Here is a 20,860-nt window from a genome sequence, read left to right on the forward strand (position 1 = left end):
TGATGCGAAGCGATGGCCGGCGCGTTGCCGCGTGTGCGGCGCGGCGGCTCGCGCCGGACAGGCGGCCCGAACGCTTGCTGCGCGCCCGTGCCGTTTCCGCAACCGCGACCCAGCAGCCGGTGGTCTCGCTCCAGATCGATCGAAATGAATGATTCACGACAAGCCCCTCTCTCTTGTTTTGATGTGGTTTTCACCGCGGCGCAGTGAAATCGCAATCCGCGGTGGGGAATGGCGTGAATGGGTGTGCGGCGGCCGTGGCCGTTTCTCCGCCAATCGCGATTCGTTACACCGTGGATGAGCGGAGTCTATTGATCGGGAGCGTGAGCGATTGTCGGGAAGCTTACAAATGCGGCAATCGTGCCGTTTTCATTCGATGTTTTTTGTTTGTGTGATGAATCGAACTGAAGGCCTTGATGTGTAAGGGTTTGGTCGATTCAAGCGATGTGAATTCGCGATTGCAGGATCGGTGGGGTGACGCACGGTTCACGAAAAATTGGTGCGTTAAAGTGCGGCCCCCCGGATTATTTGTTGTCCGGAGGAGCGCTTTATTTTTTACCGTTGAATTATTTTCTCTTGGAAATAAATTAAATCAAGAGAATGTCGATCGGCATCGCTTCGATATACCGGAATGTAATCCGGATGAAACGAAATCCGTGCTCGGGTGGGTTATTTGTGCCGATGGAGAACGTCGTCGCGTCGCATGCGCACGAAATGGCCGGCCACGATTACGCGTAGCAGGCCATCGACTCGCCGTGCAGCGGCGAACAGGTGAAGGGAAGCGGGCGCCGGCGCGCCGGGCTCAGAAGTCGATCGCGTCGTCGGAATCGACGTCGGCGGCGGTGGCAAGCGCCTCGTGTGTGTCGCGCGGCGCCGACGCCGAAGCGTCGAGCGACGGATTGCGCAGCTTCTCGAGCACGCGTTCGGGCACCGGGATCCGCATCCGCGCGGCGACGTCGCCGCACTGGAACATGATCAGCTCGCCCGGCTCGAACGCGGTCCACACTTCATTGTCGGTGAGCGGCTGCGTCGCGATCACCGCGACGCGATCCTCGGGCGTCGTGTATTTCGCGAAGTCGATCGACAGGTCTTCGTCGACGAGGTGCGCAGTCGAGAACGGCCAGCGCCGCACGAGGTAGTGCAGCCGTGTCGAGCAGTGTGCGAACAGCGCCTGGCCGTTCGACATCAGGAAGTTGAACACGCCGTGATCGGTGATGCCGCGCGTCAGCTCGCCGACGCGCTCGAACAGCTCGGGCAGCGGCGGCTGCGCGCCGGGGAACGCTTCGCGCAGCCCCTGCATCAGCACGCAGAACGCCTGTTCGCTGTCGGTCGTGCCGACCGGATGGTAGACGCTGCCGTCCATGTCCGGTGCGTAGTCCTGCAGGTCGCCGTTATGCGCGAAGATCCAGTGCCGGCCCCACAGCTCGCGCATGAACGGATGGCTGTTCTCGAGCAGGATGTGGCCTTGCGTGGCCTTGCGGATGTGCGCGATCGTGTTCTTGGACTTGATCGGGTAGCGCTTCACCATTTCGGCGATCGGCGATGTGGCCGATGCCTGGTGATCGATGAACAGGCGGCAGGCCTTGTCTTCAAAGAACGCGATGCCCCAGCCGTCGGCATGGTGATCGGTGAGCCCGCCCCGGGCCGCGAAACCTGTGAAGGAGAATGTGACGTCCGTCGGCGCGGCGCAGTTCATTCCTAATAGTTGGCACATTTTACTTGGGGCAGCAGGCTGAGGCGGGGGGGTAACGAACCGGGCGAACCCCGGTACAATGCGGCTTCTAGCATATCACCGAGCCCTGAGCGGTAAAAAGCGGATTCCGCCGGCCGAAGGCCCCGTGTTGCGGTTTGCCGTCAGTCGGCCCGCGCACGCGCGTTCCGGCCCCGCCAATGGCCCGGCCGTTCCTCACGACGCCTCCTATGACTGCCTCGAACGCTTCCTCCCCGGCGACGCTCTCGCTCGCCCGTCCCGACGACTGGCACCTGCACCTGCGAGACGGCGACATGCTGGCCGCCGTGCTGCCGCACACCGCGCGCCAGTTCGGCCGCGCGATCGTCATGCCGAACCTGAAGCCGCCGGTGACGACCACCGCGCAGGCGCAGGCCTATCGTGAGCGTATCCTCGCCGCGCTGCCGGCCGGGATGACGTTCGAACCGCTGATGACGCTGTACCTGACCGACAACACGCCGCCCGACGAGATCCGCCGCGCGCGCGAAAGCGGTTTCGTGCACGGCGTGAAGCTGTATCCGGCCGGCGCGACGACGAATTCCGACCACGGCGTCACCGATCTCGCGAAATGCGCGAAGACGCTCGAGGTGATGCAGGAAACCGGCATGCCGCTGCTCGTGCACGGCGAGGTGACCGATGCGTCGATCGACCTGTTCGACCGCGAGAAGGTCTTCATCGACCGCGTGATGACGCCGCTGCGCCGCGATTTCCCGGGCCTGAAGGTCGTGTTCGAACACATCACGACGAAGGACGCGGCCGACTACGTGCGCGACGCCGACGCGGCGCCTGGCCTGCTCGGCGCGACGATCACCGCGCATCACCTGCTGTACAACCGCAATGCGCTGTTCGTCGGCGGGATTCGCCCGCATTACTACTGCCTGCCGGTGCTGAAGCGCGAGACGCATCGCGTCGCGCTGGTCGAGGCCGCGACGTCGGGCAACCCGCGCTTCTTCCTCGGCACCGACAGCGCGCCGCATGCGCGCGACGCGAAAGAAACCGCGTGCGGCTGCGCGGGCTGCTACACGGCGCTGCACGCGCTCGAACTGTATGCGGAAGCGTTCGACCACGCCGGCGCGCTCGACAAGCTGGAAGGCTTCGCGAGCTTCTTCGGCGCCGATTTCTACGGGCTGCCGCGCAGCGCCGAGACGGTCACGCTGCGTCGCGAGTCATGGGAACTGCCGCGCGAGATCTTCGCTGGCGATACGCCCGTCGTGCCGCTGCGCGGCGGCGAGACGATCGGCTGGAAACTGGTTTGATCCCCGCGCCGCCGCGCGAACCCGGCCACACGGAGGGCCGCGCTCGGTGCTAGAATGCGCGTCGCAAAGCAGGCCAGGCAGTCGCGGCCTCGCCGCCTTCGGGCGCGCGGGGGCGAGGAAAGTCCGGACTCCACAGGGCAGGGTGATGGCTAACGGCCATCCGTGGCGACACGCGGAACAGGGCAACAGAAAGCAAACCGCCGATGGCCCGGCGCAAGCCGGGATCAGGTAAGGGTGAAACGGTGCGGTAAGAGCGCACCGCGGCGACGGCGACGTTCGCCGGCACGGTAACCTCCACCCGGAGCAATTCCAAGTAGGCAGGCGCGCATTTTCGGATGCAGGACGGGGCCCCCGTCTCGTCTGCGGGTAGGAAGCTTGAGCGCGTCAGCAATGGCGCGCCTAGAGGAATGGCTGCCACGCGTTGCGTGCTTCGGCGCGCAGCGTGCACAGAATCCGGCTTATCGGCCTGCTTTGCCGTTCGAATGCGAAAGGGCCGGCGTCTCCCAACGGAGCGCCGGCCCTTTTTTCATGCGCGCTCGCCGTGCGTTCAGCCGGCGACGATGTCGAACGAATGCGTGAGTTCGGCCGTCTTCGCGATCATGATCGACGCGGAGCAATACTTGTCGTGCGACAGGTTGATCGCGCGTTCGACCGTGGACGGGTTCAGGTTGCGGCCGGTGACGGTGAAGTGGAAATGCACCTTCGTGAACACCTTCGGGTCTTCGCTCGCGCGCTCGGCCTTCAGCGTGACCGAGCAGCCGCTGACTTCCTGGCGGCTCTTCTTCAGGATCAGCACGACGTCATAGGCCGTGCAGCCGCCGGTGCCGAGCAGCACCATTTCCATCGGGCGCGGCGCGAGATTGTGGCCGCCACCTTCGGGCGCGCCATCCATCGTGACGAGGTGGCCGCTACCGGTCTCGGCGGAAAACGCCATGCCGTCCTGGCCCATCCAGCTTACTTTGCATTCCATGCTTGCGCTCCAGCGTTGCCTGATTCGGATTCGATCCGGCATTGTAGCCCGCTGCGCAACGGCCGGCTGATGCGCTGCACGACGCGCAACGCAGGCGCCGCGCGCCCGGTGCGTCGGACGGCCAATTCCCGCTCGTTTTTAGGGGTTTTGCTCTAGACGAGGGCTGTGCCTGATCATGCTTGTCGAGATCAGGTCATTGATTTTAAAGAGGAAACAAATTTTTCAAACGCATCGATTGAAATTCCGCATTATGGTGTTTGATTTCGTAATGCAAATTTTCTTGTGGAGTCGGTGGTGCGTTCGTATAATGAGCCTCATTGGTTGTCGCGCTGCGGCAACCTCCGAATGTCTCCTCCACCCTCCTCCTATGGTGGATTAAGCCCGAACCAGCCGTTCGGGCTTTTTTTCGTCCCATGCAAACATCGGCGCGCGGCTTGCGCACCCCGGCATCGTTACGCAGGTTGCTTAGCGTCGGGCTGCGACGTCGTGCCGCCGGACGGCGTGCCGCGCGAGCGTGTGTCAGGTGCAGGCACGTGGACGGCCGACGCATGGCCGTGCCCGCGTGCGCAGAAGTGGCGGACGCGTTCGCGCACCGCGCGCAGGCGGGCGACGCGATCCTCGGCGTGGGCGGCGCGTGCTTCGGCAACGCGTGTATCGAGCGCGTCGAGCTTGGCTTCGCAGTCGGTGCGGGCGGCGACGGCAGGCGCCGCGGCGGCCAGCAGCGCGGCCGCGAGCAGGGGCGTAAGTCGTTGATTCATCATGCTTGTTTGTTGTTTTCCAGATTCGGCCGGTCTGGCGCGGCAAGGTCAGGTGCCGCGCGTCGATGGGTGCCTCCCCGGGCGCTCGGTTCGCCTGGCTTGTCGGGGCACGAACGGATTTTGGCCCATTTCGGCCGCCATGGGCACGGGAAGTGGATTCCCTTTGACCGCGTTGCCGTATTTCCTTTATAATTCAGGGCTTTTCCGCATTCATGCCCACGGAAAAAGAATAGGGAGAGCCTGCACCGCGCCTTGAAGCGCACACAGACAAGCAGGAAGAACACATCGGGCAAAGCATTTTTTTTGGATCGATCATGAAGACGTTTTCCGCAAAAGCCCATGAGGTGACGCGCGAATGGTACGTGATTGACGCGACGGATAAGGTTCTCGGCCGTGTTGCCAGCGAAGTGGCACGCCGTCTGCGCGGCAAGCACAAGCCTGAGTTCACCCCGCACGTCGACACTGGTGATTTCATCATCATCATCAACGCAAGCAAGTTGAAGGTCACGGGCAACAAGACTCTGGACAAGAAGTACTACCGTCACTCGGGCTACCCGGGCGGTATCTATGAAACGACGTTCGGCAAGATGCAAGAACGCTTCCCGGGCCGCGCGCTCGAGAAAGCGGTCAAGGGCATGCTGCCGAAGGGCCCGCTCGGCTACGCGATGATCAAGAAGCTGAAGGTCTACGCTGAAGCTACGCATCCGCATTCGGCTCAACAGCCGAAGGCGCTCGAGATCTAAGGGGAGCCCACATGATCGGTAACTGGAACTACGGTACGGGCCGCCGCAAGAGCGCAGTCGCACGTGTCTTCATCAAGGCTGGCAAGGGCGACATCATCGTCAACGGCAAGCCCATCGCTGACTACTTCTCGCGCGAAACGTCGCTGATGATCGTGCGTCAACCGCTGGAACTCACGAACCACGGCCAGACGTTCGACATCAAGGTCAACGTCAACGGCGGCGGCGAAACGGGTCAGGCAGGTGCAGTGCGCCACGGCATCACCCGTGCACTGATCGACTACGATGCGACGCTCAAGCCGTCGCTGTCGAGCGCAGGCTTCGTCACGCGCGATGCGCGTGAAGTCGAGCGTAAGAAGGTTGGTCTGCGCAAGGCACGCCGCGCAAAGCAGTTCTCGAAGCGTTAATTCCGCTTCATGGCCTCGCCGCTCCCGGGCGGCGTCCGCCGGAAAAAACCGCCAGTGTTCGCGCTGGCGGTTTTTTTATGTCCGTTTCCAGGCGCATGCTGCCGCGGCCCGCGCGGGCGCGTTTGATGAAATCGACAAGAACCTATTGATTTCATGGACTTCAGCACGATCTTCTGATCGGCCCTACAATAGCGGCTAAAGCTTTTTGGAGAGTTCGCAATGAACGCTGTTACCGAATCCGCAGCAACGACGGCCGAAATGCCGGTTCCGTTCGTCTTCACCGACGCCGCAGCCGACAAGGTCAAGCAACTGATCGACGAAGAGGGCAATCCCGACCTGAAGCTGCGCGTGTTCGTGCAGGGCGGCGGCTGCTCCGGCTTCCAGTATGGCTTCACGTTCGACGAGGAAGTCAACGAGGACGACACCGTGATGAACAAGAACGGCGTCCAGCTCCTGATCGACTCGATGAGCTACCAGTACCTGGTCGGCGCCGAGATCGACTACAAGGACGACCTCAACGGCGCCCAGTTCGTGATCAAGAACCCGAACGCGAGCACCACCTGCGGGTGCGGCTCGTCGTTCTCGGTCTGAGCGCACGGCAGATCCGATCCGGTTCGCCGGAATGAAAAACGGGGCTTCATGCCCCGTTTTTTATGCCCGTATGCGATGGCAATGCCGCGCCCGCCTTGCGGCGGGCGTCGCGTCAGCGCGGATACAGCGCGCCCAGCACGCGGTTGCCGGCGGCGCCGGTGACCGTCGCGAGATTGCCGGGCTGGCGTGCGGTGAAGCGGTACGCGAGCCATGCGAACGCGAGCGCCTCGACCTGCTGCGGCGGCACGCCGAGCGCTGAGGTCGTATCGACCGTGGCCGGCACGCCGGCCTCGCGCAGCGCGTGCCGGAGCGCATCGAGCAGCACCGGATTGCGTGCGCCGCCGCCGCATACGAATACAGCCTTGCAGCCCGCTGCGTGCTGCGCGATCTCGCGTGCGACCGACACGGCGGTGAGCGCCGTGAGGGTCGCCTGCACGTCCTGCGGCGCGACCTGCGCGAACGCGGCGAGCTTCGCGTCGAGCCATGCGGGATTGAACAGGTCGCGCCCGGTGCTTTTCGGCGGCGGTGCGGCGAAATACGGCTCTTCGAGCAGCGCGTCGAGCAGCGGCGCATGGACGGTGCCGCGCGCGGCGAATTTGCCGCCGTCGTCGTACGGCTTGCCGAGATGGCGGGTCACCCATTCGTCGAGCAGCGCATTCGCAGGGCCGCAGTCGAAGCCGCGCACGTCGCCGCCTTCGCCGGGCAGGATCGTGATGTTGCTGATCCCGCCGAGATTGCAGACGACGCGCGTTTCGCCCGGCGCGCCGAACACCGTCGCATGGAAGGCCGGCGCGAGCGGCGCGCCGTGGCCGCCCGCGGCCACATCGCGGCTGCGGAAATCGGCGATCACGTCGACCTGGACCAGCTCGGCGAGCAGTGCCGGGTTGTTGATCTGCCGCGTATAGCCGCGCTCGGGGCGATGACGCACGGTCTGGCCGTGCACGCCGATCGCGCGGATCTCGTCGCGCGACAGCCCGGCCGTGCGCTGCAATTCGTGGCAGCACACCGCATAGCGCGCGACCAGCGCGTTCGCCGCGAGCGCTTCGCGGTCGATCTCGTCGTCGCCGGGCTGCTGCAGCGCGAACAGCGCGTCGCGCAGCGATTGCGCGAAGCCGACGAACGCTTCCGCGAGCACGACCGGCGCCTTGCCGGTCTCGAAACGCACGGCGACGCCATCGACGCCGTCCATGCTGGTTCCCGACATCAGCCCGAAGTAGATGCCGTCGGCCGGATGGGCGTTTTGCGGCTGTCGTTGCGGCACGTTGGGTCCTCCTGGATCGTGCGGCGCGGGCCGGTGCCGCGCGCCTTGCGCCCGATTATCCGCGCAACGTGGCGCGCCGTTAAGCGATGGGCGCGCAAGTTATGGGAAAATCCCTGTTTTTGCGACATTCTTCCTGGCACCGATGAGCACCGAACCCAGTTCCAAGCCCGTTTTCCCGATCACCGACGAAGTCCGGCATGCGCTCGCCGTCACGAAGCGCGGCGTCGACGAGCTGCTGGTCGAGGAAGAGTTCGCGCAGAAGCTCGCGCGCAGCGCGGCCACCGGCACGCCGCTTCGTATCAAGCTCGGCCTCGACCCGACCGCACCGGACATCCACATCGGCCATACGGTCGTGCTGAACAAGATGCGCCAGCTGCAGGACCTCGGCCATACGGTGATCTTCCTGATCGGCGATTTCACGTCGCTGATCGGCGATCCGTCTGGCCGCAACGCGACGCGCCCGCCGCTCACGCGCGAGCAGATCGAATCGAACGCGAAGACCTACTTCGAGCAGGCCGCGCTCGTGCTCGACCGCGACAAGACCGAGATCCGCTACAACAGCGAATGGTCGATGCCGCTCGGCGCGGACGGGATGATCAAGCTCGCGTCGCGCTACACGGTCGCGCGGATCCTCGAACGCGAGGACTTCACGAAGCGCTTCCAGGGCGGCGTGCCGATTTCGATCCATGAGTTCCTGTACCCGCTGATGCAGGGCTACGATTCGGTCGCGCTGAACGCCGACCTCGAGCTCGGCGGCACCGACCAGAAGTTCAACCTGCTGGTCGGCCGCGAGCTGCAGAAGCAGTACGGCCAGGAACAGCAGTGCATTCTCACGATGCCGCTGCTCGAAGGCCTCGACGGCGTCGAGAAGATGTCGAAGTCGAAGGGCAACTACGTCGGTATCAGCGAGCAGCCGAACGACATGTTCGGCAAGCTGATGAGCATCTCGGATACGCTGATGTGGCGTTACTTCGAACTGCTGTCGTTCCGCCCGATGGATGAGATCGGCGGCTTCAAGCGCGAGATCGAAGGCGGCCGCAACCCGCGCGACTTCAAGGTGCTGCTCGCGCAGGAAATCGTCGCGCGCTTCCATTCGCAGGCCGACGCCGAGCGTGCGCTCGAGGACTTCAACCACCGCGCGAAGGGCGGCGTGCCGGACGACATTCCGTCGGTCACGCTCGCGGGCGCGCCGCTCGCGATCGGCCAGCTGCTCAAGCAGGCAGGGCTCGTGCCGTCGACGAGCGAGGCACTGCGCAACATCGAGCAGGGCGGCGTGAAGATCGATGGCGCGATCGTGTCGGACAAGGGCCTGAAGGTCGAGGCCGGCGAGTTCGTCGTGCAGGTCGGCAAGCGCCGCTTCGCGCGCGTCACGCTGACCGCATGATCGCGCTGATCCAGCGCGTGAAGCGCGCCGACGTGCGCGTCGGCGACCGCACGACGGGCGAGATCGGCGCGGGCCTGCTCGCGCTCGTCTGCGCGGAGCGCGGCGACACCGACGCAGCAGCCGACAAGCTGCTCGCGAAGATGCTCGGCTACCGCGTGTTCAGCGACGCCGCCGGCAAGATGAACCTGCCGGTGTCGAATATCGATGGTGAGGGCCGCGCAGGCGGCCTGCTGCTCGTGTCGCAGTTCACGCTGGCGGCCGATACCAACAGCGGGCTGCGTCCGAGCTTCACGCCGGCCGCGCCGCCCGACGAAGGCGCGCGGCTGTTCGACTATTTCGTCGCGGCCGCGCGTGCACGCCATCCGGTCGTCGAGACGGGCGAGTTCGGCGCCGACATGCAGGTGTCGCTCGTCAACGACGGCCCCGTGACATTCTGGCTGCAAGTGCGGCCCTGATTCTTCCCCGGAGACGCGCCGCGATGGCCACCACGCAGATTCTTTTCATCCGCCACGGCGAGACGGCCTGGAATCGCATCAAGCGCATCCAGGGTCATATCGACATCCCGCTGGCCGACACGGGCCTCGAGCAGGCACAAAAGCTGGCCGCGCGGCTCGCACGCGACGCGCGTGACGGCGCGCGGCTCGACGCGATCTATTCGAGCGACCTGATGCGCGCGCAGCAGACCGCGCAGCCGTTCGCCGACGCGCTCGGGCTGTCGCTGCGGCTGCGGGAAGGGCTGCGCGAACGCTCTTACGGCCAGTTTCAGGGGCACGACAGCGCCGAGATCGAGACGCTGTTCCCCGACGCCTACGCGGCCTGGCAGACGCGTGACCCCGGTTTCGCGCCGGAGGGCGGCGAGTCGCAGCGTGAGTTCTACCACCGCGTGCTGCATGCGCTCGAACCGATCGTCGCCGAGCATCCGGGCGGCCGGATCGCGTGCGTCGCGCACGGCGGCGTGCTCGACAGTGTTTACCGGTTCGCGAACGGCATCGAGCTGTCGGCGCCGCGCAATTATCAGCTGCTCAACACGAGCATCAACATCGTCGATTATGTCGATGGCCGTGCGCAGGTCGTGCAGTGGGCCGACGTGTCGCACCTGGACGCCGCGAGCGACGACGACGGGTACCGCAAGGTGCTCTGAGCCGGCAGGCCCCGTCCGGCATGGCCGGCCGGGGTGCCGTTCCCGTGTTGTGCTGGCTGCTTACTGCGGCAGCGCGTGGCGCGTCTTGTAGTCGAGCGCGTACGCGATCTTGCCGGGCTTGTCCGCCGAGATCGGCTGGCGCAGCTTGTCGAATTCCCCCTTGTTGTATTTCTTCCCGCCGTTGATCGCGTCCGCGCGCCCGAGGTCGGCGCCCGTCTTGCCGTCGATCACCGGGTCCGTGGCCGCGACCATGCGCATCGACGCATTCCAGACCGCGTTCAGATAGCCCGTGTCTGCCTTCGCCGGATCCGGGTCGGTTGTGCCGGCGCGCGTCAGGTCATAGCCGGCGAGCGCGAACGTGCCCGGTTGCGCGCGCAGCCAGTCCGCCCAGTAGAACTCGAGGTAGTCGGTGGCTTGTGCGGGCTTGCTGTAGCCGATGTCGCGCGTGAAATAGACGAGCGAGCGGTAGCGGTCGTTCGTCATCCCGAGTTTCAGGCCGAGCCCGGTCGGCAGTTGCGCGGTTGTGATCGCCTTGCCTTCGCCGTTCTTGAGACGCAGATAGCCGCGGCTCTGCATCTGTTGCCAGAACGCGTCGCCCGAGTAGTCGCTGAGGTTGTCCTTGACGACGACGTGCACGTGCAGCGCCGGGCCGCCGTCGGGCGTCTCGTAGTAGGTCGACAGGCCGTGGTGGCCGTCGGTCAGGTACAACGCATCGCCGTTCGGGCCGATCACGACCGGGTTCAGCACCGAGCGGTCGCGGGCATTCGCGTCGGTCGTCGTGCATGTGTAGCTCGCGGGCTCGCGCAGCACCGACCTGGCCGTGTAGCCGCTCGAAGCGACGCCGCCGAGGCCTTCGTCCGCGCAGAAATCGTCGAATTTCTTGTCGGGCTGCAGTTCGTAGCGGCCGAGCTTGTAGTAGATCTGGTCGTAGCCGATCGCGCCCTGCGTCGGATGGAGGTCGCCGAGCGTCACGTCGATCAGGTCGCCCGCACGAGCGGCCTTCCACTTGCCCGGTTGCGGCGTGGCGGTAGCGGGCGGCGCGGGCGTGGTCGGGGTGCCGCCGGGCGGCGTTTGCGCGTCCGAACGTGCGACGGCGGTGACATCGTCGCCGCCGCACGCGGTGAGGGCGAAGAGGGCGGACAGGCTGGCGGCAAGGGCGAAACGGATCGGCAGGCGTGGCATCGCGGGCATCGGGTGTCGGTCGGGTTGGCGGGACACCGCGCGGGGCACGGCAGGCGGGACGTGGGGCATGTGCGACCGTGCGCGGGTGCAAGCCCGTCAGCTTGCCACAGGTATTTGACAGTAAATTGAAATGATCGGAGGAAGCGGATCGTCAGGCAGATGGGGTGCCTTCGGGCGGTGTCGCAGCGGCGCGGCGGCGCGCACGCTTTGATGCGCCGTTCACGAGTGCCCAGCGCAGCACGGGGGCGACGACCCGTATGCCCGGCCGGACCACCGCGCGCCGCAGCGGCGCGAATGCCGACACGCCGAGCATGCGCTGCGCCCACGGCGGCAGCAGGTCGATCCCGGCGTGCATCAGCAGCGACGCGGCCGGCCGCAGCGCGGGCTTCGCAACCGGCACGTTCAGCAGGATGGACATCACGTCGAAGGTGCGCGGCCCGGCCTCGAGCTCGGGCTGCATTCGCGCGAGATACGCGGCCACCTCGGCGCGCGAACGGGGAACCTCGTGTGCGCCGAGCAGTTCGGCGACCAATGCCGTTTCGGCGAAGTAGCGGTCCTGCCACTCGCCCGGCAGTGCCGGATTCACGTAGCGCAGATGCGCGGCGAGGAAACTCGACACTTCCGCGACATGCACCCAGGTCAGCAATGCCGGATCGTCGGCGCGGTACGGCCGGCCGTCCGGCGCGGTGCCCGATATGTGCGCGTGGATCGATTTCACGCGCTCGATGAGTGCGAGTGCGTCCGCGCGACTGCCGAACGTCGTACCGGTGATGAACGTGGCGGTGCGCCGCAAGCGGCCCAGGATGTCGGTGCGAAACGACGAGTGATCCCAGACGCCCGCGAGCGCGAGCGGATGGAGCGCCTGCAGCAGCAGCGCGGCGATGCCGCCCGTCATCATCGACGTGAAGTCGGCATGCACGCGCCAGCAGACGGCGTCGGGGCCGAACAGCCCCGGGTCTCCCGGCGGCGAAGAAAGGTCGAGCGACGGGCCACCGCCACCGGCCGTCAGGTGCGTGACGCCGGCCACGAGCCGCTTGCGGATCGGCTCGGCCCAGCGCGGGCCCGGTGCGGGCGCGGCGGGGTGGCGGCTGGGCGGCGTTGTCATGGCGGGTGCGGCTCGGACGACGGGTTACTTCCCGTCGGGGGTATCCCACTCGCCGCGTCCGGTGCGGCCGGCGTCGGGCACGGAAAGCCCGAAGTGGCGATAGGTGAGCAGCGTCGCGACGCGCCCGCGCGGCGTGCGCTGCAGGAAGCCCTGCTGGATCAGGTACGGCTCGAGTACGTCCTCGATCGTGTCGCGTTCTTCGCCGATCGCCGCCGCGAGGTTGTCGATGCCGACCGGGCCGCCGTCGAACTTGTACAGGATCGCCTCGAGCAGCTTGCGGTCCATCAGGTCGAAGCCGACCGGATCGACGTCGAGCATCGCGAGTGCGGCGTCGGCGACGGCCGCGGTGATCTGGCCGTCGGCTTTCACTTCCGCGAAGTCGCGCACGCGGCGCAGCAGCCGGTTTGCAATCCGCGGCGTGCCGCGCGAACGCTTCGCGATTTCCAGCGCGCCGTTCGGATCGATCTGCGCGTTCAGCAGCGACGCCGAGCGCCGCACGATGCGCGACAGTTGATCGGCATCGTAGAACTCGAGGCGCGCGACGATCCCGAAGCGATCGCGCAGCGGGTTGGTCAGCATCCCGGCGCGGGTGGTGGCGCCGACCAGCGTGAACGGCTGCAGGTCGAGCTTCACGCTGCGCGCGGCCGGGCCTTCGCCGATCATGATGTCGATCTGGTAATCCTCGAGTGCCGGATACAGGATTTCCTCGACGACCGGCGACAGCCGGTGGATCTCGTCGATGAACAGCACGTCGTTCGCTTCGAGGTTGGTCAGCAGCGCGGCGAGATCGCCCGCGCGCTCGAGCACGGGGCCCGACGTCTGGCGCAGGTTCACGCCCATCTCCCGCGCGATGATGTGCGCGAGCGTCGTCTTGCCGAGGCCCGGCGGCCCGAACAGCAGCACGTGGTCGAGCGGCTCGGAGCGGCGCTTGGCCGCTTCGATGAAGATCTCGAGCTGGCCGCGCACCTTTTCCTGGCCGACGTAGTCGTCGAGCTGGCGCGGCCTCAGCGCACGTTCGAACACCTCCTCGTGCGACGAGGCGGGCGTGGCGGCGATGATCCGCTGCTCGGTGGCGAGTTTGTCGGTTTCAATCATGCGGCCATTGTACCGCGCGCCGCTGTCCCGCCCACCTGGCCGAACGGCCGACTGGCGAGCGCCGCGCGGCCGCGCGACACTGGCTTCAACGCACCGGTCGGCGGCGCGTCATGCGGGCGTTACACCTTCGACAGCGCCTTCAATGCGAGCTTGATGCCTTCGGATACGCCGGTGCCGGCCGGCACGTTCTTGATCGCGGCGAGGCCTTCCTTTTCGGAATAGCCGAGCGCGAGCAGCGCATTGAGGATATCGGTCGCGTGGTCGGACGGCGACGCGGCGCCGGCGAGCGCGCCGAGATCTGCGCCGAGCTTGCCCTTCAGTTCGAGCAGCAGGCGCTCGGCCGTCTTCTTGCCGATGCCGGGCAGGCGCGTGAGGCGCGCGGAGTCCTGCATCGTCACGGCCTGCGCGAGTTCCTGCACGCTCATGCCGGACAACACGGCGAGCGCCATGCGCGCGCCGATGCCGGTGATCTTCAGCAACTCGCGGAAGGTCGTGCGCTCCTGCGGCGTCAGGAAGCCATACAGCAGGTTCGCGTCCTCGCGGACGATCTGCTGCGTGAGCAGCACGACGCGTTCGCCCGTTTGCGGCAGGTTGTAGAAGGTACTCATCGGCACGTCGATTTCATAGCCGACGCCATTGCAGTCGACGAGCAGATGAGGCGGGTTCTTTTCGAGCAGGATGCCGGCGATGCGACCGATCATGGATGGCGTGATGCGAGGAAGAAAGCGCGAGTGTAGCGCACGTGGGGCGCAATGCCGACGGGATCGGCCATCCGGCCGGGGCGATGCACGTCGCGCTTGCGTCGCGCGCGGGCACGGCGGCCGCTCCGGCGTGCCGCGCGAGGGCGCGCGCCGGTATCAGCCGACCAGCCGCCCGCGCCGCACGCGCAGCCCTTTCTTCGCGAGCGCCGGCGCGAGGCCGCCGAGCGTGCTGAGCGTGTTGCCGCTGTGGGCATGGCAGATCGCCATGCCGAGCGCGTCGGCCGCATCGGAGCCCGGCTGTCCGGAGAGGTTGAGCAGCCGCGTGACCATTTCCTGCATCTGCGTCTTGGTCGCGCGGCCGTAGCCGACCACCGCCTGCTTGAGCTGCAGCGCCGTGTATTCGGCGACGGGCAGGCCGCCCGCGACGAGGCCGCAGATCGCGGCGCCGCGCGCCTGGCCGAGCAGTAGCGTCGACTGCGGGTTCACGTTGACGAACACCTTTTCGATCGCGGCCTGGTCGGGGGCGTGCTCGCGCACGATGGTCGAGACGCCCTGGAAGATCGTGCCGAGCCGGGTGGCCAGGTCGGCGGTCGGCGTGCGGATCACGCCGCTCGCGACATACGCGAGCCGGTGGCCGCTGACGTCGATGATGCCGAAGCCGGTGACGCGCAGGCCGGGGTCGATGCCGAGAATTCGCATGGGTAAGGAGAGAAGCCTGATGCAGCGATACTACAACGAATGGTGCGGTGCGCTGGCCGCACGGTCGCGTACGAGGGCGTCGCGCAATAAAAAACCCGGCGGGTGCGATGCCGCCGGGTTGTCGTGCAGCGGCCGCGCGGGCCGCGTGCGATCAGTGACGGAAGTGGCGCACGCCCGTCAGGATCATCGCGATGTTGTGCTCGTCGGCTGCGGCGATCACTTCGTCATCGCGCATCGAGCCGCCCGGCTGGATCACGCAGGTCGCGCCTGCCGCCACGACGACGTCGAGGCCGTCGCGGAACGGGAAGAATGCATCCGATGCCACTGCCGAGCCGGCCAGCGTCAGGCCCGCGTTCTGCGCCTTGATGCTCGCGATGCGTGCGGAATCGACGCGGCTCATCTGGCCTGCACCGACGCCGAGCGTCATGCCGTTGCCGCAGAACACGATCGCGTTCGACTTCACGTACTTCGCGACGCGCCACGCGAACAGCAGGTCGTCCATTTCCTTCGCGGTCGGCTGGCGCTTCGTGACGACGCGCAGCTCGCTCGGCTGCACGTTCTTCGAATCGAGCGACTGCACGAGCAGGCCGCCGCCCACGCGCTTCAGGTCGAATGCGTTATGGCCGTCGCCGAGCGCGATTTCCAGCAGGCGCACGTTCTGCTTGGCGGCGAACACCTGCTTCGCGGCGTCGGAGAACGACGGTGCGATCAGCACTTCGACGAACTGCTTCGCGACAGCCTGGGCGGCCGCTTCGTCGACTTCGCGGTTGAACGCGATGATGCCGCCGAACGCCGACGTCGGATCCGTCTGGAACGCCTTCGCGTACGCGTCGGCCGAATCGTTGCCGACCGCGACGCCGCACGGGTTCGCATGCTTGATGATCACGCAGGCCGGTGCGTCGAACGTCTTCACGCATTCCCACGCCGCGTCGGAATCGGCGATGTTGTTGTACGACAGTTCCTTGCCCTGCAGCTGGCGGTAGTTCGCCAGTGCGCCGGCCGGCGTCGCGAGATCGCGGTAGAACGCGGCGGTCTGGTGCGGGTTCTCGCCGTAGCGCAGGTCCTGCACCTTGTCGAACGCCATGTTCAGCGTCGCCGGGTACGCGCTGCGCGATGCGTGCTTCAGCTCGTCGGTCAGGCTCGTCAGGTAGTTCGTGATCGCGCCGTCGTATTGCGCGGTGTGCGCGAACACCTTCGTCGCGAGGCGGAAGTTGGTCGGGTAGCCAACCGCATTGCCGTTCGCCTTCATTTCATCGAGCACGACCGCGTAGTCGGCCGGATCGACGACGACCGTCACGTCGCGGTGGTTCTTCGCGGCCGAGCGCAGCATCGTCGGGCCGCCGATGTCGATGTTCTCGATCGCGTCGGCGAGCGTGCAGTCGTCCTTCGCGATGGTCGCGACGAACGGGTACAGGTTCACGACGAGCAGGTCGATCGTCGGGATGCCGTGCTGTTCCAGCGCCTGCATGTGCTCGGGCAGGTCGCGGCGGGCCAGGATGCCGCCGTGCACCTTCGGGTGGAGCGTCTTCACGCGCCCATCGAGCATTTCCGGGAAGCCCGTGTAATCAGCCACTTCGGTAACGGGCAGGCCTGCGTCGGCGAGCAGTTTCGCGGTGCCGCCCGTCGACAGCAGCTTGACGCCGAGGTCGGACAGCGACTTCGCGAAGTCGACGATGCCGGTCTTGTCGGAAACGGAAATGAGCGCTTGCTTGATCATGATGGAACCACCAATAGCCAGGGAAACGGGGACGGGACGGCTGCCTACAGCAGGCCGTGCTGCTGCAGCTTCTTGCGCAGCGTATTGCGATTGATGCCGAGGTACTCCGCGGCGAGCGACTGGTTGCCGCCTGCCTGTACGAGCACGACCTCGAGCATCGGCTTTTCGACGCAGGACATCACCATTTCATAGACGTCGTGCGGATTGGAGCCGTCTAGATCCCGGAAATACACGTCCAGGCTCTCGCGGACACATTGTTCGATGTTGTGCTTGCTCATGCTGCTAACTGGTTATGGTCGTCCGACTCGCCCTGGCCGTTTTCCTCTTCGTCATCGACGTAGACGAGGTGGTCCGACAGCGCCTTTTGCGCCTCGAAGAATGCATTGACGGCGGCGAGCTGCTCGCGGGTGGAATCGAGCGTGTTCATCCTGTGCCGGAACCCGTTGGCACCGGAAAGGCCGCGAGTGTACCAGCCGATGTGCTTGCGCGCAGTACGGACTCCCGTGAATTCACCATAGAAAGCGTAGTGGTCTTCCAGGTGTTCGTTCATCACGTGCTGGATCTCGTCGATCAGCGGCGGCGGCAGCAGCTCGCCGGTTTGCAGGAAATGATCGATTTCGCGGAACAGCCACGGCCGACCTTGCGCGGCACGACCGATCATCAGTGCGTCGGCGCCGGTTGCGTCGAGCACGGCCTTCGCCTTCGCGGGCGACGTGATGTCGCCGTTCGCGACCACCGGAATCCGCACCGCCGCCTTCACGGCCGCGATGGTTTCGTATTCGGCGTCGCCGCGGTACAGGTCGGCGCGCGTGCGGCCGTGCACGGTGAGCATCGAGATGCCGGCGGCTTCGGCCAGGCGCGCGACCGTGATCGCGTTCTTGTGCTCGCGATCCCAGCCCGTGCGGATCTTCAGCGTGACGGGCACCGCATCCGGCCCCGTGCCGACCGCCGCGACGACGGCCTCGACGATGCGCTGCACGAGCGGCTCGTTCTGCAGCAGCGCGGAGCCGGCCGCGACGTTGCAGACCTTCTTCGCCGGGCAGCCCATGTTGATGTCGATGATCTGCGCGCCGTTGTCGACGTTGTAGCGGGCCGCTTCGGCCATCATCGCCGGATCGGCGCCGGCGATCTGGACCGCGATCGGCTCGACCTCGCCTTCGTGGTTCGCGCGCCGCATCGTCTTCGCGCTTTTCCACAGCTGCGCGTTGGACGCGACCATCTCGGACACGGCGTAACCGGCCCCCAGCCGCTTGCAGAGCTGGCGGAACGGGCGATCCGTCACGCCGGCCATCGGGGCGACGAACAGGTTGTTACGCAATACGTGAGGGCCGATAACGGGCATCGCAATGGCACCGCCCGCGGCTGGCGCGGGCAGGGGAAGGGAAGACGGAAAACGAGCATTTTACCGTATTCCCATGCCCCGCCGATTTGACCCGGTTTGAGTGGCGCGACTGTGCGCGCCGCGCGTCAGTTGCGCTGGCCGAACATCATCTGGCGCGCGATCAGCTTCTTCAGCGGCGGCACGAACTCGAGCGCGGTGAGCGCGGCGCCGCGCAGCAGCGGAAGGGGGCCCGAGTCGATCGTGAACAGGCGTGCCAGCGTGTCGGTCGCGCCGATCGTGAAGCGCCGGTCGAGGGCGCGGCGCGCGTTGAAGGTGGCGAGCGCGGTCGCTTCGAAGCCTTGCGCGGACAGCGTATCGACGAGCGTATGCCCATCGCGCAGCCCGAGGTTGAGCCCCTGGCCCGCGACGGGGTGCAGGGTTTGCGCGGCATTGCCGACGATCGCGACGCGGCCGTTGACGAGCGTCTGCGCGGCATTCAGGCCGAGCGGGAACGACGCGCGGCCCGCGATCGCGACGAACTCGCCCATGCGTTCGCCGAACGCGCCGCCGAGCTCGCGCAGGAACGCGTCGTCGGGCAGCGCGGCGCGGCGCGCCGCTTCATCGGGCGTGCAGCACCAGACGAGCGCGTACTCGGCCTGGCGCGGCCCGCCGAGCGGCAGCAGCGCGAGCGGGCCTTCGTGCGTGAAGCGTTCCCACGCGACGTTCGGGCGCGGCGCCGATACGGTGACCGTACCGACGAGCGCGGTCTGCCCGTAGTCGCGGCGATGCTTGGCCGTATCGGCCTGCTGTTCGTGGAACAGCCCGCCTTCGGCATTGATGACGACGCGTGCGCGCAGCGTGCGCTCGCCTTGCGGGCCGTCGAGCGTCAGCGTGACGCCGTCGGCATCCTGCTGCGGCGCGCGTGCCGTGGTCGACGTGAGCCAGTCGACGCGCGTGCCGCGCACGGCGCCCGCGAGTGCCTGCACGAGCGAGCCGTAGCGCACGACATAGCCGAGCGCGGCGAGGTCGTGCTCGTCGCGGTCGATCAGCGTGCGGCCGAAATGGCCGCGCTGCGAGACGTGGATATGTTCGATCGGCGTCACGTCGGCGGGCCACGCGAGCGTGTCGAGCAGCACGCGGCTGCCATGCGACACGGCGATCGCGCGCGGATCGTTCGCGCTCGCGGCCGGTTCGCGTGCATCGATCAGGGCGATCGATGCGTGCTGCGTGGCGCTGCGGCGCGCGAGCCAGCCGGCGAGCGCGAGCCCGACGGGGCCCGCGCCGACGATGGCGAGATCGTAGTCCGGCGTGGCCGGGGAGGAAGCGGTCGTCATCTTGATTCGTGAAACGGAGGTAACGGTCGGCGCCAGCCGGTCATGCGCCCGCGCGCATCAGTGCTTCGATCTCGTCCGCCGCGACGGGCACGCCGCGCGTGATCAGCTCGCAGCCGTGCTCGCGCACGATCGCGTCGTCCTCGATGCGGATGCCGATGTTCCAGTACTCGGGCGGCACGTCGTCGGCGGCGCGCACGTACAGGCCGGGCTCGATCGTCAGCGTCATGCCGGCCTTCAGCGTGCGCCACGGCAGCACGCCGTTGCCGTCGCGCTCGGCGAGCCGCTCGCGGTAGTCGCCGCAATCGTGCACGTCCATGCCGATCCAGTGGCCGGTGCGGTGCATGTAGAAGCGCGTGTACGCGCGCTCGGCAATCACGTCGTCGACGTTCGAGAAGCGTGCTTTCGGGATGATGCCGGTGTCGAGCAGCCCCTGCGCGAGCACGCGCACGGCGGCGTCGTGCGGCGCCTCGAACGGCACGCCCGCGCGGGTCGCGTCGATCGCGGCCTGCTGCGCGGCGAGCACGATGTCGTACAGCGCGCGCTGCGCGGGCGAGAAGCGCCCGTTGGCCGGGAACGTGCGCGTGATGTCCGACGCGTAGCCGTCGAGTTCGCACGCGGCATCGATCAGGATCAGGTCGCCGTCTTTTGCGGCCGCGTTGCCGGCCGGGTAGTGCAGCACGCACGCGTTCGCGCCGGCCGCGACGATCGAGCCGTACGCGGGCGACTGCGCGCCGTGCTTGCGGAATACATACAGCAGCTCGGCCTCGAGTTCGTATTCGCGGATGCCGGGGCGGCACGCCTGCATCGCGCGGCGGTGCGCGAGTGCGGAGATGTGCGCGGCGCGCATCATGATCGCGAGCTCGTGCTCGTCCTTCACGAGCCGCATGTCGTCGAGCAGCGGCGTGAGGTCGAGCATCGCGTCCGGCGCGGCGACGCCCGTGCGCGCCAGCGCGCGCACCGCGTCGACCCAGCCCGCGAGCTGGCGGTCGAAGTCGGCCGACGCGCCGAACCGGTAGTGCACGGTGCCCGCGTCGGCGAGCAGGCGCGGCATCTCGGTATCGATCACGTCGACCGCGAAGGCCGCGTCGAAGCCGAACGCGTCGCGCGCAGCTTCGGGCCCGTAATGGAAGCCTTCCCAGATTTCGCGGTCGGCATTCTTGCCGCGGCAGAACAGGATCGACTCCGGCGCGCCGTGCGGCGCGGCCGCATTCAGCACGAGCACGGCATCCGGTTCGCTGAAGCCCGTCAGGTAGTGGAAGTAGCTGTCGAACCGGTACGGATAGTCCGTATCGCGGTTGCGCGGCACTTCGGGCGCGGTGGGGACGATGGCGACGCCGCCGCCGGCGGCACGCAGTGCGGCAAGCACGCGTTCACGGCGCTGGCGGTAGACGTCGACGGCGATGGCGGTATCGAGGGGCGCATTCATCGTGCGATTGTAGCGCCGCGAGACGCCGTGCGTGAGAGAGGGGGCG

Annotated in this window: 21 protein-coding genes and 1 other RNA gene; 8 read left to right on the forward strand and 14 right to left on the reverse strand. The window is 66.9% G+C overall.

The genetic code is table 11. The annotated features are described in order from the left end of the window. Positions 1–799 precede the first annotated feature (799 nt). Positions 800–1,711 (reverse strand): class II glutamine amidotransferase, encoded by a 912-nt coding sequence (locus G3O06_RS29430; RefSeq protein ID WP_174998922.1) that lies wholly within the window; start codon positions 1,709–1,711, stop codon positions 800–802. A 206-nt stretch (positions 1,712–1,917) separates the two neighbouring features. Here G3O06_RS29430 and pyrC point away from each other — a divergent pair, with 206 nt between their 5' ends. Both pyrC and rnpB read left to right on the forward strand, forming a co-directional pair. Continuing rightward, the gene (gene pyrC, locus G3O06_RS29435; protein WP_174998920.1) at positions 1,918–2,982 is read left to right on the forward strand and encodes a dihydroorotase; all 1,065 of its coding nucleotides are present in this window, start codon (positions 1,918–1,920) and stop codon (positions 2,980–2,982) included. A gap of 65 nt (positions 2,983–3,047) precedes the next feature. Beyond that, positions 3,048–3,459, forward strand: an RNA gene (gene rnpB / locus G3O06_RS29440) — RNase P RNA component class A. Positions 3,460–3,529: 70 nt separating this feature from the next. Here the strand turns inward: rnpB and G3O06_RS29445 are convergent. Together G3O06_RS29445 and G3O06_RS29450 are read right to left on the reverse strand one after the other, a co-directional pair. Then, on the reverse strand, positions 3,530–3,994 hold the full coding sequence (locus G3O06_RS29445) for an OsmC family protein (protein ID WP_172625585.1): 465 nt from the start codon (positions 3,992–3,994) through the stop codon (positions 3,530–3,532). A gap of 410 nt (positions 3,995–4,404) precedes the next feature. Next, positions 4,405–4,713 carry a DUF1090 family protein gene (locus G3O06_RS29450; protein WP_174998918.1) on the reverse strand — a complete coding sequence of 103 codons (309 nt, stop codon included), beginning with the start codon at positions 4,711–4,713 and terminating at the stop codon, positions 4,405–4,407. 311 nt (positions 4,714–5,024) lie between these two features. On the opposite strand from G3O06_RS29450, the gene rplM reads away from it, so the two are divergent. From rplM to erpA, 3 genes are all read left to right on the forward strand, one after another. Next, on the forward strand, positions 5,025–5,453 hold the full coding sequence (gene rplM, locus G3O06_RS29455; RefSeq protein ID WP_009687896.1) for a 50S ribosomal protein L13: 429 nt from the start codon (positions 5,025–5,027) through the stop codon (positions 5,451–5,453). A gap of 11 nt (positions 5,454–5,464) precedes the next feature. Continuing rightward, a complete protein-coding gene (rpsI, locus tag G3O06_RS29460) occupies positions 5,465–5,857 on the forward strand; it encodes a 30S ribosomal protein S9 (RefSeq protein ID WP_006476904.1) in 393 nt (130 codons plus the stop codon). A 219-nt stretch (positions 5,858–6,076) separates the two neighbouring features. Further along, entirely contained in the window at positions 6,077–6,448 is a 372-nt protein-coding gene (gene erpA, locus G3O06_RS29465) for an iron-sulfur cluster insertion protein ErpA (protein ID WP_011350956.1), read from the forward strand. 112 nt (positions 6,449–6,560) lie between these two features. On the opposite strand, the gene G3O06_RS29470 is transcribed toward erpA, so the two are convergent. After that, positions 6,561–7,709: an anhydro-N-acetylmuramic acid kinase gene (locus G3O06_RS29470; protein ID WP_205818338.1), complete on the reverse strand. Its 1,149-nt coding sequence runs from the start codon at positions 7,707–7,709 to the stop codon at positions 6,561–6,563. 142 nt (positions 7,710–7,851) lie between these two features. Between G3O06_RS29470 and tyrS the strand changes: the two genes are divergently transcribed. Genes tyrS through G3O06_RS29485 form a run of 3 tightly spaced genes read left to right on the forward strand, consistent with a single transcriptional unit; the run spans position 7,852 to position 10,234 of the window. After that, positions 7,852–9,093, forward strand: coding sequence for a tyrosine--tRNA ligase (gene tyrS / locus G3O06_RS29475; protein WP_174974067.1), 1,242 nt, complete (start codon positions 7,852–7,854; stop codon positions 9,091–9,093). Beyond that, positions 9,090–9,548: a D-aminoacyl-tRNA deacylase gene (gene dtd / locus G3O06_RS29480; RefSeq protein WP_011350959.1), complete on the forward strand. Its 459-nt coding sequence runs from the start codon at positions 9,090–9,092 to the stop codon at positions 9,546–9,548. Before tyrS ends, dtd begins: the two co-directional genes overlap by 4 nt. A 23-nt stretch (positions 9,549–9,571) precedes the next feature. After that, complete coding sequence (locus tag G3O06_RS29485; RefSeq protein ID WP_205818339.1) at positions 9,572–10,234, forward strand: histidine phosphatase family protein; 663 nt, start codon at positions 9,572–9,574, stop codon at positions 10,232–10,234. Between the two features lie 60 nt (positions 10,235–10,294). Here the strand turns inward: G3O06_RS29485 and G3O06_RS29490 are convergent, their stop codons facing one another. From G3O06_RS29490 to G3O06_RS29535, 10 genes are all read right to left on the reverse strand, one after another. Next, on the reverse strand, positions 10,295–11,416 hold the full coding sequence (locus G3O06_RS29490) for a ParB/Srx family N-terminal domain-containing protein (protein ID WP_205818350.1): 1,122 nt from the start codon (positions 11,414–11,416) through the stop codon (positions 10,295–10,297). A 151-nt stretch (positions 11,417–11,567) separates the two neighbouring features. Next, positions 11,568–12,521, reverse strand: coding sequence for an oxygenase MpaB family protein (locus G3O06_RS29495; protein WP_205818340.1), 954 nt, complete (start codon positions 12,519–12,521; stop codon positions 11,568–11,570). A gap of 24 nt (positions 12,522–12,545) precedes the next feature. Continuing rightward, entirely contained in the window at positions 12,546–13,616 is a 1,071-nt protein-coding gene (ruvB, locus tag G3O06_RS29500; protein ID WP_174974073.1) for a Holliday junction branch migration DNA helicase RuvB, read from the reverse strand. A gap of 119 nt (positions 13,617–13,735) precedes the next feature. After that, the gene (ruvA, locus tag G3O06_RS29505; protein ID WP_174918620.1) at positions 13,736–14,317 is read right to left on the reverse strand and encodes a Holliday junction branch migration protein RuvA; all 582 of its coding nucleotides are present in this window, start codon (positions 14,315–14,317) and stop codon (positions 13,736–13,738) included. Positions 14,318–14,473: 156 nt separating this feature from the next. Beyond that, positions 14,474–15,016, reverse strand: coding sequence for a crossover junction endodeoxyribonuclease RuvC (gene ruvC / locus G3O06_RS29510; protein WP_174974075.1), 543 nt, complete (start codon positions 15,014–15,016; stop codon positions 14,474–14,476). 151 nt (positions 15,017–15,167) lie between these two features. Beyond that, positions 15,168–16,733, reverse strand: a complete 1,566-nt coding sequence (purH, locus tag G3O06_RS29515) for a bifunctional phosphoribosylaminoimidazolecarboxamide formyltransferase/IMP cyclohydrolase (protein WP_174974077.1) — start codon at positions 16,731–16,733, stop codon at positions 15,168–15,170. Between the two features lie 44 nt (positions 16,734–16,777). Next, positions 16,778–17,011 (reverse strand): Fis family transcriptional regulator, encoded by a 234-nt coding sequence (locus G3O06_RS29520; protein WP_006476892.1) that lies wholly within the window; start codon positions 17,009–17,011, stop codon positions 16,778–16,780. Beyond that, on the reverse strand, positions 17,008–18,075 hold the full coding sequence (gene dusB / locus G3O06_RS29525) for a tRNA dihydrouridine synthase DusB (RefSeq protein WP_174918618.1): 1,068 nt from the start codon (positions 18,073–18,075) through the stop codon (positions 17,008–17,010). The genes G3O06_RS29520 and dusB overlap by 4 nt, the downstream gene beginning before the upstream one ends. A gap of 125 nt (positions 18,076–18,200) precedes the next feature. Beyond that, positions 18,201–19,388, reverse strand: coding sequence for a UbiH/UbiF/VisC/COQ6 family ubiquinone biosynthesis hydroxylase (locus tag G3O06_RS29530; RefSeq protein ID WP_205818341.1), 1,188 nt, complete (start codon positions 19,386–19,388; stop codon positions 18,201–18,203). A 40-nt stretch (positions 19,389–19,428) separates the two neighbouring features. Then, a complete protein-coding gene (locus G3O06_RS29535) occupies positions 19,429–20,814 on the reverse strand; it encodes an aminopeptidase P N-terminal domain-containing protein (protein WP_205818342.1) in 1,386 nt (461 codons plus the stop codon). Between the last annotated feature and the right edge of the window lie 46 nt (positions 20,815–20,860).

The organism is Burkholderia sp. Ac-20345 (genome assembly GCF_017104825.1).
GTDB classification, from domain to species: domain Bacteria; phylum Pseudomonadota; class Gammaproteobacteria; order Burkholderiales; family Burkholderiaceae; genus Burkholderia; species Burkholderia lata_B.